Below are 14,578 nucleotides of genomic sequence, written 5' to 3' on the forward strand. Positions count from 1 at the left end.
TGTCCCGGGCTTTTTTTCAAGGAGGAAAAGATGGTTAAGTTTCTCCACAGGTTCGAGGAGACCGCCATTGGCATCCTGTTGGTTGCCATGACATTGCTGGTTTTCATTGAGGTGGTGCTGAGATTTGTATTTAACACCGGGTTGTTCTGGGCACAGGAAGTGACCCTGTATATGTCGGCCTGGCTGGTGCTAATCGGCGCTTCCTGGGGAGTGCGTGAAGGTGCGCACATTGGTGTCGATGCCTTCGTTAAAAAGTTGCCAGAGAATACACATAAAGTGGTGACGCTGGCTGCACTGGCAATGTGTCTTGTCTACTGTGGTCTGTTCCTTTACGGGAGCTGGGTTTACCTTTCGAAAATGCATCTGATTGGCATCGAGATGGAAGATCTTCCTGTAGAGAAATGGAAGGCAATGAGCTGCCTGTTGATCGGTTTTGCTCTTTTAGCGCTTCGGATCCTGACACTGGGTTATCAGGTGATCAAAGGGGAACGTCTGGGCTTTGGTTTTGCAGATGAAGCAAAAGAGAGCATGCACCTGGCGGAAGAAGCGATTGAGGGTACCGGATTGGATAACAACAAGGAGCAGCAGAAATGACCATCGCTGTATTATTTGGGCTACTGTTCCTTTGCATGCTAATGGGCATGCCGGTAGCAATAGCACTGGGTCTCTCCAGTGTTTCAACAATTCTTCTTTTTTCAAACGATTCACTGGCATCTATTTCACTTAAGTTGTTTGAGGCAACCAGTGAGCATTACACATTGCTGGCAATCCCATTTTTTATTCTTTCTTCTGCTTTCCTTTCTACCGGTGGTGTAGCAAAGCGCCTGATTAATTTTGCTATTGATTCTGTAGGACACATTCGTGGTGGCCTGGCAATGGCATCGGTAATGGCATGCATGCTGTTTGCTGCGGTATCAGGGTCATCCCCGGCAACAGTAGCGGCAATCGGCTCGATTGTTATCGTGGGAATGGTGAAAGCCGGCTATCCGAAAGCATTGGCTGCGGGTGTTATTGCCAATGCCGGCACGCTTGGCATCCTCATTCCGCCGTCCATCGTGATGCTGGTTTATGCGGCGGCAACCGAGGTCTCTGCCTCTCGCATGTTTATGGCCGGTTTTATACCGGGCCTGATGATGGGCGGAATCCTGATGCTGGCCATCTATATTGTTGCCCGGATTAAGGGCTTGCCTTCCCAGCCGTTCCCCGGGTTCGGTGCCTTAATTTCCTCGGGCAGCCGTGCGTTGGGCGGATTGATGCTGATCGTTATTGTACTTGGTTCAATCTACGGCGGTGTCGCAAGCCCGACAGAGGCTGCGTCAGTCGCCGCGGTGTATGCGTGGCTGGTGAGTGTTTGGGGTTACCGTGATATCGGCCCGCTGAAAGGCGTGCCATGGCGTAACGAGGGGGAATCGACGGGGGCGGCCATTTTGCGAAATGCATTCAGTCTGCCGATGGTCATGGTACGCAGTGCCTTCGATAAAGAAGTCGCACATGTTGTCAAAGATGCGGCAAAAGTCAGCATTATGCTGCTGTTTATTATTGCCAATGCCATGTTGTTCGCTCACGTGCTGACGACTGAGCGCATCCCTCATGTGATTGCTGAAACCATTGTTTCCTGGGGGTTGCCTGCCTGGGGCTTCCTGATTGTGGTGAATATTCTGCTGCTAATAGCCGGTAACTTTATGGAGCCGTCTGCCATTCTGCTGATTATGGCACCTATCCTGTTCCCGATTGCTGTACAGCTGGGTATCGACCCGATCCACCTGGGGATCATCATGGTGGTTAACATGGAAATAGGGATGTTGACGCCGCCGGTCGGTCTTAACCTGTTTGTGACAGCCGGAATTACCGGAGAAAGCATGGGGTGGGCGATTCGGGCGGCACTGCCTTGGCTTGGTCTGTTGCTGATCTTCCTGATACTGATCACTTACATTCCACAGATTTCCCTGTTCTTGCCAGAGTACCTCGATTCCCTGCGGGGCTATAAATAACCAGGATGGAAAAACAAAACGGAGGTGGTGACACCTCCGTTTTTTCTCTTCCCTGCAAACTTATGCCAGGTTTGGTGCGTCGTAACCTTCCGGCTCATCAGAATAGACACAGACGTTCCAATCTGCAGCGGCCCCGGATTCGGCCTGGCAGTGTGTTTCAAAGAAAAACTGTATTTCCTGCCTTTGGCAGTGTGCCTCAAATGCTGCCATGTCAGACCATATCTCGTTAAAGACAATCGGGAACGACGTTCCTTCCGCAAACGGGCTTACGATTTGCCGGGTGACAGTGTACTGCTGGCAACCGTCTTCCCTCAGTGTGTTCGGTTCAAGCGCTTGCAGTGCGGAAAAAAGCTCTTGTTCCCTGCCGGGTTTAGGTTGGAACTGAGCAATACAATAAACTTTTTTAGACATGTGAAACCTATTTTATATTTTCTTTTAAAACAAGGTGTTAGGTTACATGTGGTTGGCGGGGCAGTTGGTCTGAACAGTTCTTCACTAAATACTAATTTAGAAAAAAGAGGCTGTATTTCTACGGCCTCTTTTGTTGGAGCGGGGAACTAAGCGAAGTTGAACGTTATATTTACGCTGCGATGCGGGTCAGGACACCCATCAGCAGTTTGATGCGAGGCTCAATGGTATTGAGCTCCAGATATTCATCTGCACTGTGGAAACCGGCACCTGCCGGGCCAAAACCATCCAGGGTAGGAATACCCAGAACAGCTGTCAGGTTTGCGTCAGAACCACCACCTACAGCCTGCCAGGTAATATCGATACCGATTTCCTTGCCGCAATCTTCAACCATTGCCATCAGTGCCTCAGTTTTTTCTGAAGGTACCATAGCCGGTTTATGGGCTTCACGGTCCAGAGTAACATTCACGCCGTCGACAAATGGCTTTTCTGCCAGTGCGCGGATTTTTGTGTCTACATCTGCGTATTCGTTGTTGTCCCAGAATCTTACGTCAACAACCGCTTCTGCATGGTCAGGGACGATGTTTGCGCCATCACCACCTTTCACCACACCCACGTTCAGCGTGGTACCGGATTCGAAATTGGTCATCTCATTGATTGCCAGAATCCAGTTTGCCATTTCAGTAATGGCGCTGCGTCCGTTTTGAGGATCGTTACCCGCATGGGCGGCCTTGCCGTGGTAGGTCATTTTGTAGCGAGCCATACCTTTACGGGCTTTCACCAGGGAGCCGTCTGCACGGGCTGCTTCTGCAACCAATACGTGACGGGCAGACTTGGCAACAGACTTCAACCACGCTTCAGAATTCAGAGAGCCGATTTCTTCATCCGGGTTCATGCAGATGCAGATTGAAAGCTTATCCAGAACACTCTGGTTTAGGTTACGCATGGTGTAAACCACATTCAGCAGACCGGATTTCATGTCAGAGACACCCGGGCCGTATGCGCGGTTTTCATCATGGGTCATAGGACGCTTGGCAACCGTGCCAACCGGGAATACGGTGTCCATATGGCCGATGATCATCACATCAATAACGTCTGATTCAGGCTTGTTGCGAACTTCGAGTCCGGTGCCGGCTTTGCCGCAGTCGATGCGCTTGACGTTCCAGCCGCCCATTTCTTCGTACTTGGCAGCCATCAAGCCAGCAACGGTTTCAATACCTTCCACAGTCAGTGTGCCGCAGTCTACGTCAATCAGTGGACGTAGTTCTTCAAGGTAAGCGTTAAGGGAAAAATTCATAGCAACTCCAGGTTTCCTTGTGGGAAAACGCCGCCGGGTAACAGGTAACCGGCGGTATTGAATGCATTACACCAGGATGTTCATCACCAGCATTGAGCCCAGCGCGTTGATCACTGAAATAAGAATCATGATTGGGATGTAACGGCCTTCTGTGCCGATAGGACCAAGGATTCGGCCCAGGTACTGTACCTGAGAGCCCATCAGGTAGATGGCAGGGGCCAGGATCGCAATGTGCTCACCGTTCAGGATGCCCTGGTCGAACAGGCTGATAACCACGCCAACAGCGCCACCCATCGACATCCACGCGCCGATAAGAACCGCAGCAGCCTCACCCGGTACGCCGAACACTGCCATGATAGGGGAGAACAGGGTGCCCATAGCATCCAGTGCACCAGTGATTTGCAGTGCCTTGATGATAACAAACGCCATCAGAACGTTTGGCACGGTAGACATGGTGGCAATATTCCAGCCTTTTTTGGCACCTTCTACGAAGATGTCAGTCACCATAGGCTTCTTGGCTACGCTCATTATGCTTTCTCCTCGGTCAGTACAGCGTTTTCAGCTTTGTCTTCTTTGCCTTCAGTGATGTTCAGGTATACGCGGAACAGGTTTGCACCCACGAACTTAAAGACAAACATCACGGCAACAGCCAGACCGATAGAAGAAGTGACAGCCAGAGAGCCGTCAACCAGCGTCAGGGTGAACAGTACCGCACCTGAAGAGAAGAAGTTAACGATGGTCGCGCCTGCAGAGAACTGGAACATGGTAAAGATGTCGGCTTCGCGCTTGGTCAGGTGACCTTCGTCTTTAAGCTGGCGGGTCATTGCTGCACCGGCATCCGTACTTTGCAGGGAGGCAATCAGTGCAAGGCCGGTGTTACCCGGAATATTCAGTACCGGACGCAGAAGAGGGGTCAGCAGTTTGCGGGCTGCATCCAGTGCACCGTAGTGCTCAAGAACGTTAATCATACCCAGGGCAAACATCACGGTAGGAATCAGGGTCAGAGCAAACAGGAAACCGTCACGAGCACCGCTGCCGCCTTTACCGCGCAGAGAGGTGGAAGCCGTCTGGATACCATCGGCAGTTTCATTTACAGAGTAGACGACACTACCGAATGAGCCGTTCAGTGTGGTGAAGTCAAAGATGCCGTACCACTGGTTGGACTGCAGCAGGCCGGAGAAGAAAATAACCGCAAACGCCAGCGCAATATAGCAGCCAACGGTAACTTTGCGATCCTGATTCGCAGGTTGCGACATGTTGTACCCTCAAAGTGAAATTATTTGAACAGCTTGATTGTGCTTATTCGTAAATGTGAAAAATTGACCGGGGTCAATCTGTGCCACATAAATGAACGCTAGGACTTTGTTTTGCAGGGAATTGTGATGCCTGTCATCTGTTGGTTGGATTTATCCGCTGTAAGGTTGTTATTAACAAGATCTTTCTCTGTTTGTTAATATATTTTCAGATGATTGGATGGCGAATAACATGTCTTACAGGAATGTTTTGCGAGGTGATTCACGGCACGCGTGGAGTGTGGAATAGCTAAATTTCAGGTACAAAAAAGGCGCTGCATGAGCGCCTTTTTTATCTAAACGTATAACCTGACTACGCCTGGGATTTGGCCATAACCAACGCTTCTTCGGCAGCTTCTTCTTCTGCAAGCTGAGCTTCGCTTTTCGGCGGGCAACGGTCTACGAACCAACCCATGTAAGAACAGATGATGGTGACAGCAATACACACAAAGCTGAGCCACATATATGGAGCGTATGAGAGTGTCGCTACTCCCAGGATACTCGCCATATAGATACCGTTGTCACTCCAAGGCACCATGCCGGATGTCAGGGTTCCGCCGAACTCGGCATTTCGTGACAGGTTCTTACGCTGGTAACCAAGTCGGTCATAATTGCGGGCGCAGATTTTTGGAGTGAGGATCAGCGATACATACATCGCAGAGCCGAACACGTTACCCAGGAATGCAGTCCCCAGAGTTGAGGTTGCCAGACCACCTGCAGTTTTGATTCGCTTTTCGAACAAGCCGGCAATGGTTTGTAGGACGCCAACTTTATCCAGCAGGCCACCAAAGCCCAGACCGAAGACGATAACAGCCACGGAACCCAGCATGGATTCCATGCCGCCGCGGTTCAGGATGGAGTCGATAAATGGTACACCGGATTCGATATTAAACGGTGCCCAGGCAGTGTTCATCGCTGACAGCAGAGGCATGTCCTGAACCATCACAGCCCACACGATACCCAGTACGGAACCGAAGCTGATGACCGGGAAAGAAGGCATACGCATCGCCAGCAGAGCCAGGACGATAACAACCGGTACGAATGAGAGCGGTGAGATCACGAACTGGTCTTCCATGGCTGCGATTACCTGGTTTACCTGGCTCATATCGACATTTCCTGCGTAATGGAAGCCGAATGCGGTAAACAGAATACCTGTGATCACATAGCTGATGCCGGCTATTGGCAGCATGCCTTTGATGTGTTCAACAATTTCAACACCAGACATGGTGGATGCCAGGATCACTGAATCGGACAGTGGTGACATTTTATCGCCGAAGTAACAGCCAGACAGTACTGCACCGGCTGTCAGCGGTGCTGGAATGCCCAGCCCCTGGCCGATTCCCATCATTGCAATACCGGCAGTACCCGCAGAACCCCAAGAGGTTCCAGTTGCCAGAGCAGTAAGGGAACAAATCAGCATGGTTGCAAGCAGGAAGATAGAAGGATGGATGGCTTTTAGGCCGTAGTAAATGATGGTTGGAACAATACCACCTGCAATCCAGGTACCGACAAGGGCACCGACTGAAAGAAGAATAAGCACTGCACCGAGGCCGTTGGAAATGCCTTTGGTGGCTGCGTGCTCAAGAGATTTGTAATCGTGACCCAGCTTGAGGCCAAGTGCCATGATGACAAACCAACCGATAAATAGGGCTAATTGGATAGGAAGATTTAACTCAGCCGTGAAGGAGAATGCCAGTGCAAGGAAGATTCCGAGCGACACAAACACTTGCGGGACTGACGGAAGTGTAACAGTTTTAGTTTTCATAGTTTTAGACCTTTCTGTAGCCGCTGCGCGCTTCAAAACCAGAAGGTGGCAGACTGCAAAATGGTAATGTGACAGAGCTCAATATGGCTCCCTCACTAAGGCGGCTAACTGTAGACGACACACCGCCTTAAATCGAATAAGAACTTTCTTTTCTGTGAGTTAGCACTTTATTTGGGCTGAGTTATGAAAACCTTGCTAATTTCATGTTTAGTATGTGTTGTTTGCATATTATTACGTTTCAAACGTGACATAGCTCGGTTCAAAGCCGGGATGGGATTATAGATAAAAAAAACACAATTGAAACAAATTATGGGTTATTAATCTTTAAGTGTGGTCATTTCCGAGCTTTTGCTCGGTAAATAAAATGTAGCGATCTCATGAGGTTATGATTTTATTGGTTTGAGATAATTTTTGTCTTCTGATTGGTGAAAACTTATTCTTTTCTAATGGAGATGTCCTATGCTCCATTGTTCCTGGAAGGCTTGGGGCTGCTTGTGTTCGGGCGGGGGTTGTGACAAATTAAGGTCATTTGCTGAACATTTTGTTCGGCGGACATTTTCCCGAAGTCCGGTTCATACCTCTTGGATTAAAAGTTGATCACAGGTGGAGGCTTTCGGCAAGTCGGTATGTTCAACTGTTTAATCTGATCGGTATCAATTACAAGGAGTGAATTTAGATGTTGAAAGTGGGTTTGATTGGTTGGCGTGGAATGGTGGGTTCCGTTCTGATGCAGCGCATGGTTGAAGAAGGTGATTTCGACCATATTGAGCCGGTTTTTTACAGTACATCCCAGATAGGTATCCCTGCGCCAAACTACGGCAAAGACGCCGGTGATCTCCAGGATGCTTTCGATATTGAAAGCCTGAAGCAACTGGACGCCGTGATCACTTGCCAAGGCGGTGATTACACCAATGAAGTTTATCCGAAGTTGCGAGAGGCCGGCTGGAAAGGATACTGGATTGACGCCGCATCTTCTCTTCGTCTTGCTGATGATAGCATTATTGTTCTGGACCCTGTTAACTTTGACCAGATTAAAGCCGGTATCCACGGTGGTACAAAAACCTATGTAGGTGGTAACTGTACCGTCAGTCTGATGCTGATGGCAGTTGGTGGTCTTTATAAAGAAGGGCTGGTGGAGTGGATGACTTCCCAGACCTATCAGGCTGCGTCCGGTGCCGGTGCGAAAAACATGCGTGAGCTTATTCAGCAGATGGGTGTCATTAACGACTCTGTAAGCTCAGAACTGGCTAATCCGTCTTCTTCTATTCTGGATATCGACCGCAAGGTTGCTGAAACCATGCGTTCAGATGATTTTCCTGTGTCCCAGTTCGGTGTGCCATTGGCAGGCTCTTTAATCCCGTGGATCGATGTGAAACGCGAAAATGGCCAGAGCAAGGAAGAATGGAAGGGCGGCGTTGAGACAAATAAGATTCTCGGCCTGTCCGATTCTCCGATTCCTATCGATGGCACCTGTGTCCGTATCGGCTCAATGCGCTGCCACAGCCAAGCGTTGACTATTAAGCTTAAGAAAGGCGTTCCCCTTGATGAGATCGAACAGATGATCGCATCTCATAATGACTGGGTGAAGGTGATCCCGAACGAGCGAGATATTACCGTGCGTGAACTGAGCCCAACTAAAGTGACAGGCACGTTATCTATCCCTGTAGGTCGTCTGCGTAAACTGGCTATGGGGGATGACTACCTGAACGCCTTTACTGTCGGTGACCAGTTGCTTTGGGGCGCAGCAGAACCTTTGCGCCGTACTCTGCGAATCATCCTGTCTGAAAAGGCATAATCTTTTTTATAGCCCGTGATGAGCGGGCTTTAGATTGATAACTCAATCGCAAATACAAAAAAACCTGCCAGTTGGCAGGTTTTTTTCATTTCATCGAAAATTAAGCAGCCAGGTTTTGGGCTACGAATTCCCAGTTTACCAGTGCCCAGAATGCGTTCATATAATCTGGGCGCAGGTTGCGGTAATCGATGTAGTAAGCATGTTCCCACAGGTCAACAGTCAGCAGTGGGGTAACACCGTCTTCGGTCAGCGGAGTAGCTGCGTTTGAGGTGTTAACAATATCCAGTGAACCGTCAGCTTTCTTCACCAGCCAGGTCCAGGATGAACCGAAGTTGTTGATCGCTGAATCAGTGAACTTTGCTTTGAATTCTTCGAAAGAACCAAATGACTTGGCGATAGCATCAGCAAGATCACCAGTAGGCTCACCGCCACCATTTGGGCTCAGGCAGTGCCAGTAGAAAGTGTGGTTCCAGATCTGAGCTGCGTTGTTGAATACGCCACCTGAAGAAGACTTAACGATTTCTTCCAGAGTCTTTCCTTCAAACTCAGTACCTTCGATCAGGCCGTTCAGCTTAACCACGTAGGTGTTGTGGTGTTTGCCGTGGTGATACTCCAGGGTTTCCTGAGAGATGTGTGGCTCCAGGGCGTTCTTTTCATATGGGAGTGCTGGAAGTTGAAAAGCCATTGTTGGTTCTCCGTTCTTTGGGGCTGAGCCCGACATTATTGCTTCCTAGCAAACTGCACTTACACTTAAGGAAGTACCTAGAAAATGTAAGGGTTTGCATTGTTCTTAGACTGACTGCAAACTAGTTTAGCAACTTTTTACTTTATTAAAAGACTATTTTGTCGTTTAGGCATGAAAAAATGTCCCCAAAAATAAAGAGCTTTTTTTTCGGGGCGATGACAAAGTAGAATCGAGTTGTAACATTATCGCGATGTATCGAGGAAGCAATGGAAACGATTGAGAAGATTAAGAAGCAGATCGAAGAAAACGCGATCCTGTTGTACATGAAAGGTTCCCCAAAACTGCCGAGTTGCGGTTTCTCGTCTCAGGCGTCCCAGGCACTGATGGCGTGTGGTGAAAAGTTCGCGTACGTGGATATTCTGCAAAACCCTGATATTCGTGCTGAGCTTCCTGCCTATGCGCAATGGCCGACTTTCCCGCAACTGTGGGTAGAAGGTGAGCTCATCGGTGGTTGTGACATTATTCTGGAAATGTTCCAGAAAGGTGAGTTGCAGCCATTGATCAAAGATGCAGCTAAGCGCCGCGACGAAGCCGAGCAGTAATCAGCACACGGTTTTGAACCCAATAAAAAAGCCACCAGAACGGTGGCTTTTTTCGTATTATCAATTCGTTACAGTGCCTTGCCTTTACAGAACCATGGCGGCAATCCAACCAAAGGCAATCAATGGCAGGTTGTAGTGAATAAATGTCGGTACCACGGTGTCCCAAATATGGTCGTGCTGTCCATCAGCATTCAGGCCGGATGTTGGGCCAAGCGTTGAGTCAGAAGCCGGTGAACCACCATCGCCCAGTGCGGCTGCGGTGCCAACCAGCGCAACTGTTGCCAGCGGAGAAAATCCAAAGGCTAGTGACAGCGGCACATAGATGGTTGCAATGATAGGGATAGTTGAGAAGGATGAACCTATTCCCATGGTAACCAACAGGCCAACAACCAGCATCAGAAGTGCCGCCAGGCCTTTATTGTGACCGATGTCGGTAGCGAGTGCCTGGACCAGGGTTTCGACACCGCCAGTCGCTTTCATTACTGCTGCAAAACCGGCAGCTGAAATCATGATAAAGCCAATCATCGCCATCATATGGACACCTTTGGTGAACACATCATGGGTTTCGCGCCACTTAATCACGCCACCGACAGTAAAGACCATAAAGCCCACCAGTGAGCCCACAATCATTGAGCCTGCGGTCAGCTGGACAGAAAGCGCCGCGACAATTGCCAGGCACGCAATCCAGATATGGCGCATATTCAGCTCACGCAATTCTGGCTCTGCGGCTAGAATTTCTTTCTCTGAATACTCGCGAGGTTTGCGATAGCTGAAAAATACCGCCACCAGAAGGCCAAACACCATGCCACAGGCTGGCAGCAACATGGCATAGGGTACTTGGCTTGCAGCTACGTCTAGACCGTTATCGTGCAGGTTTTTAAGCAGGATATTGTTGAGGAAGATCCCGCCGAAGCCGACCGGTAACACCATATAAGGGGTTATCAGGCCAAAAGTCAGTACACAAGCAACCAGACGACGGTCTATTTTTAATCGCGCAAACACATGGAGAAGTGGTGGGATCACGATTGGAATAAACGCGATATGAACCGGGATGGCGTTTTGTGACGAGATTGCCAGCAGGCCAATAACGACCAGTACCAGATATTTAAAGCCCGTTACCTTGGCTGTGTCACCTTTTGCGTTGAGGCGCTGGATAACTTTTTGGGCCAAAAGGTCAGTAATACCTGAACGGGAAATAGCAACGGCAAAGGCGCCGAGCATGGCATAACTCAAGGCGATGGTAGCACCGCCACCGAGGCCGCCTTCGAAAGCGGAGATAGTGTCTGACAGTGACAGGCCGCCTACCAGACCGCCGATAATGGCGCTGAAGGTCAGGGCAACCACGACATTCACCCGCAAAAGGGCCAATGCCAGCATCACACAGACGGAAAGAACAACAGGATTCATTGGGCTGGGTTTCCTTGTCTGTTTTGGTTATTTGTTGTGCAAATGGTTGTGTTAAATGTTGTGTGCGATCACAGTTTGCTTAAAAAAATGCTGGTGTCGAGAGGAAAATGAGGTCCCGGCCAAAATTTGTATTTATTTCTACACTATTCACAGTCCGGTCACGGGTAGCCCTCTATAATGCCCGATAGATTTACCAAATGTGCGGAATTTTCCGTACAGCTCATTAGAAATGGAAAAAGGAGAGAACCATGAGCGTTTTAGTTGGTCGCCCTGCACCAGATTTTTCGGCTTCCGCAGTATTGGGAAATGGTGAGATTGTTGATGATTTTAACTTTGCCCAATTCACTGAAGGCAAAGCTGCAGTGGTATTTTTCTATCCGCTTGATTTCACCTTTGTTTGCCCATCTGAACTGATTGCGTTTGATAAGCGTTTTGATGAGTTCCAAAGCCGTGGTGTAGAGGTGATTGGCGTATCAATCGATTCACAGTTCACTCATAACGCCTGGCGCAATACACCGGTGGATAATGGTGGTATCGGTCCTGTCCGTTATCCGTTGGTTGCTGACGTGAAACATGAAATTTGTCAGGCTTATGATGTCGAGCATCCTGAAGCCGGTGTGGCATTCCGTGGTTCTTTCCTTATCGACAAGGAAGGTGTTGTTCGTCATCAGGTTGTGAACGACCTGCCGCTGGGTCGCAACATTGATGAAATGCTGCGTATGGTAGATGCACTGCAGTTCCATGAGAAGAACGGTGAAGTGTGTCCGGCACAGTGGGAAAAAGGCAAAGAAGGTATGGATGCGTCGCCAACAGGCGTTGCCAAGTACCTGTCTGAGCACACCGACGACTTGTAATAGCGCGTTCTGATACGAATGCAGGCCGGCTTAATCAGCCGGCCTTTTTGCATTTTGCTGTCAGGGTTAGTTGTATCGTGCTTCCAGTACCGAAGAATCAGATACTGAAACAGCCGAGCCTTTGCTGTGTAGGAATGAAGCAATTTCTCGCTGCATCTCTGAGGTGACCGCAGCAGCGGGGCGTGGGTCGAGCACAGAAGAGTGAGTACCTGCGTTGAAGATGGCAGCAACTCTCTCGTTTGTACCTGAGACCGGTGCGGTCAGGATGTCCAGTGCCATGCGCGTAACCAATGGATACGTGCCGCCGAATGGAGAATATGGCTGAGGAACACCAGGTGCCACCACATCAGTCAGGCTAAGACTGTTCGGGATGGTTTCATCACCTTCGACCATAGCCAGATAAACCGGTGTATCGGCACTAATTCCCCCCGCGTGGTTAATCGGATCGACAGTATCCATCACTGTCTGGGCCGCAAACGCAAATTGGTTGAACACCCCATACATTTTCGCCAATTGCAGAGTGTTCCCGCTGTTGATGAGGTCTTCCTGGGTTTGGGCAAAACACCCGCCAATATCTGCGGTTGTACACGTTAATGCACCTGCCCCATATGCCACACCTCCTTTCACGGTATTTCCGAAAGCTCCGGAGTTCAGCAACAGGTATGGGATATCTGCCCCAGGGTTGGCGAAGGCAAAATCATCCATCCTGAACATTGAATCGGCAGCGGGTATACCTGTTGGCTTGTTTGCGATGTTGGCAACATCCACGCCGACAATGGCACCGAGTGAGTGGCCGAGGAAACCTACTTTCCCTAAAGGATTCATAAATGCCAAGGGGCCCAAATCTGCCAGTGCAGTTGTATCTCCTTGCATTTTTGCCTCGCCAATTGCTTTGAATTTAACAGCGATAGCAGCACGTAGGTTAAGTATGTCGATGATACTCTGGCGAACGTTATCCCGGGCAACGGTAAGGTGAGCAAGATTAAGGTATAAAGCAGGGTCATCAAATGTTGTGACTTTACCTCCAACGCCTCGTTCACCGTGAAGAGGATGGTCGATAGCAAAGACAATATGGCAGCTTTTTGTAAGCTCTGAAGCAATCGCTTTCAGTGTTTCTTTGTAAACAGTAATGCCATGTTGATAAATGATGACATCGTTTGACCCTGGGGTCTGGCAGCCTGGCTCTGATGACATAGCCATCAGGAAAGGAACCTGCTGTATGGATTTGAGCTTAGGTACCGGACTGTAACGAGTGACAAGACGTTCACTGTCTATAGGTTCTCCGTTTACAGTCAGCGTGCTGCCCATCAGTGCTCTGATAAAGGCCAGTTGGACAGCCGGATCAGATTTAATTTCCGGGAAGCTCTCCATAGGGACACTTGAACCAGTTTGTGTCAGCAGGGCAGAGATTTGCTGGGTCAGTTCAGCTTTTTCGGAAGGGGTTCCACTGGCCAGGTAATGGGAAATGATCGCCAGACTAGGCATGCCACTTTGCCACGAGGTGGTTTGGGCAGCTTCTGCAGTTGAATCATCAAGAAAATAGGGCAGGTTTACCGTACCTGTGAAGTAGGTAACACCCGGTGTTGATGCAGTATCAGCAGTATCACTGACTTTAATATCGAACATCTCTTGGAGCTGTGCAGAAGAGATTTGCTGACTGATAGCGTTACCATGCCATACTTTACCGGCACCTTCACTGACAGCAAGTGCTGAGGCCAACTTGGTCGCCTGAAGCACATCACCCACTGAGGTTGTAGTAAACCAAGACGAGTAAATAATACTTTGCTTATCGATGCCTGTTGCTTGTGCCACTGTATCTTCGATGGCGTGTGTAATTTTCTGCAGAGGGACCAATTTTTCGCTTGGCGGTGCAATATCCTGCTTCAGGTAGGCGTACGAGTTGGACGTCCCTACAGGATTGCCGTTGCTGTCGGTTAATGAGTCAGTAACCGCAAACATGTAGTTTGAACTGGGCTCCAAAGGTTTTGCCAGAAAGACGGTCAGAGTATGCCCGGCTGCAACCAGTTGATAGTCCTGTCCCGGGATCAGTTCTGTAGGCGGGATAGAGGTAAAGTCCGGAGATAGGGGATCACCGGTTTTAATCAGTACAAATGCCCCATCAGGAGCGTTGGACAGGTTATTCCCGGTAAACGTAATTGATATGGGGGTAGAAACTCCCCAGCCATCCGTTTTACCCAAAGCATATTGAGGGTTACCGGTATCGGTTTGATAACCGGGATCACCCACATTCCCATCTGTCGCCAGCGTGCCATCTACGGTGTCCATTGCTGCAAAGCTTGGAAGTGGGACAGTCGGGGGGGAGGTAAGCAGGTCAAAGTCCACTTTAGTGTCTGCATCCAAACTGTTTGCCAGGTCAGGATCTACGGTTGGTGCGCCGGTAAGTTTTTGCTCATTGCCACATCCTGCCAGCAATAGGCAAGATGTAAGAAGTGTAATAGGTAGCAGTGATTTCATTGGTGAC

At 49.4% G+C, this 14,578-nt stretch carries 13 protein-coding genes; 5 read left to right on the forward strand and 8 right to left on the reverse strand.

Annotation, left to right across the window (positions count from 1 at the left end; translation table 11 throughout):
* Window positions 1-30: 30 nt before the first annotated feature.
* Together NF212_RS05680 and NF212_RS05685 are read left to right on the forward strand one after the other, a co-directional pair.
* Window positions 31-594, forward strand: a complete 564-nt coding sequence (locus tag NF212_RS05680; protein WP_434359607.1) for a TRAP transporter small permease — start codon at window positions 31-33, stop codon at window positions 592-594.
* Window positions 591-1,991: a TRAP transporter large permease gene (locus NF212_RS05685; RefSeq protein WP_434359609.1), complete on the forward strand. Its 1,401-nt coding sequence runs from the start codon at window positions 591-593 to the stop codon at window positions 1,989-1,991. The genes NF212_RS05680 and NF212_RS05685 overlap by 4 nt, the downstream gene beginning before the upstream one ends.
* A 60-nt stretch (window positions 1,992-2,051) precedes the next feature.
* Here NF212_RS05685 and NF212_RS05690 read toward each other — a convergent pair whose 3' ends face one another.
* The 5 genes from NF212_RS05690 to nhaC all read right to left on the reverse strand — a co-directional run bounded on the left by NF212_RS05690 (window position 2,052) and on the right by nhaC (window position 6,753).
* Window positions 2,052-2,402, reverse strand: coding sequence for a putative quinol monooxygenase (locus NF212_RS05690; protein ID WP_434359611.1), 351 nt, complete (start codon window positions 2,400-2,402; stop codon window positions 2,052-2,054).
* A gap of 169 nt (window positions 2,403-2,571) precedes the next feature.
* Window positions 2,572-3,696: a M20 family metallopeptidase gene (locus tag NF212_RS05695; RefSeq protein WP_434359613.1), complete on the reverse strand. Its 1,125-nt coding sequence runs from the start codon at window positions 3,694-3,696 to the stop codon at window positions 2,572-2,574.
* Window positions 3,697-3,762: 66 nt separating this feature from the next.
* On the reverse strand, window positions 3,763-4,224 hold the full coding sequence (locus tag NF212_RS05700; RefSeq protein WP_054676234.1) for a YjiG family protein: 462 nt from the start codon (window positions 4,222-4,224) through the stop codon (window positions 3,763-3,765).
* Complete coding sequence (locus tag NF212_RS05705; RefSeq protein ID WP_434359616.1) at window positions 4,224-4,952, reverse strand: nucleoside recognition domain-containing protein; 729 nt, start codon at window positions 4,950-4,952, stop codon at window positions 4,224-4,226. Before NF212_RS05705 ends, NF212_RS05700 begins: the two co-directional genes overlap by 1 nt.
* Before the next feature lie 349 nt (window positions 4,953-5,301).
* Entirely contained in the window at window positions 5,302-6,753 is a 1,452-nt protein-coding gene (gene nhaC / locus NF212_RS05710; RefSeq protein WP_434359618.1) for a Na+/H+ antiporter NhaC, read from the reverse strand.
* Window positions 6,754-7,432: 679 nt separating this feature from the next.
* Here nhaC and asd point away from each other — a divergent pair.
* Complete coding sequence (asd, locus tag NF212_RS05715) at window positions 7,433-8,548, forward strand: aspartate-semialdehyde dehydrogenase (protein WP_434360840.1); 1,116 nt, start codon at window positions 7,433-7,435, stop codon at window positions 8,546-8,548.
* A gap of 100 nt (window positions 8,549-8,648) precedes the next feature.
* Here asd and sodB read toward each other — a convergent pair whose 3' ends face one another.
* Window positions 8,649-9,233, reverse strand: a complete 585-nt coding sequence (sodB, locus tag NF212_RS05720; RefSeq protein WP_434359620.1) for a superoxide dismutase [Fe] — start codon at window positions 9,231-9,233, stop codon at window positions 8,649-8,651.
* 266 nt (window positions 9,234-9,499) lie between these two features.
* Between sodB and NF212_RS05725 the strand changes: the two genes are divergently transcribed.
* Window positions 9,500-9,835, forward strand: a complete 336-nt coding sequence (locus tag NF212_RS05725) for a Grx4 family monothiol glutaredoxin (protein WP_434359622.1) — start codon at window positions 9,500-9,502, stop codon at window positions 9,833-9,835.
* 84 nt (window positions 9,836-9,919) lie between these two features.
* On the opposite strand, the gene NF212_RS05730 is transcribed toward NF212_RS05725, so the two are convergent.
* Window positions 9,920-11,242 (reverse strand): Na+/H+ antiporter family protein, encoded by a 1,323-nt coding sequence (locus NF212_RS05730; RefSeq protein ID WP_434359624.1) that lies wholly within the window; start codon window positions 11,240-11,242, stop codon window positions 9,920-9,922.
* A 248-nt stretch (window positions 11,243-11,490) separates the two neighbouring features.
* On the opposite strand from NF212_RS05730, the gene NF212_RS05735 reads away from it, so the two are divergent.
* The gene (locus NF212_RS05735) at window positions 11,491-12,096 is read left to right on the forward strand and encodes a peroxiredoxin C (RefSeq protein ID WP_054676533.1); all 606 of its coding nucleotides are present in this window, start codon (window positions 11,491-11,493) and stop codon (window positions 12,094-12,096) included.
* Between the two features lie 66 nt (window positions 12,097-12,162).
* Here NF212_RS05735 and NF212_RS05740 read toward each other — a convergent pair whose 3' ends face one another.
* On the reverse strand, window positions 12,163-14,571 hold the full coding sequence (locus NF212_RS05740; protein ID WP_434359626.1) for a VolA/Pla-1 family phospholipase: 2,409 nt from the start codon (window positions 14,569-14,571) through the stop codon (window positions 12,163-12,165).
* Between the last annotated feature and the right edge of the window lie 7 nt (window positions 14,572-14,578).

The sequence above is a fragment of the Parasalinivibrio latis genome (assembly GCF_036825535.1).
Lineage (GTDB): Bacteria > Pseudomonadota > Gammaproteobacteria > Enterobacterales > Vibrionaceae > Parasalinivibrio > Parasalinivibrio latis.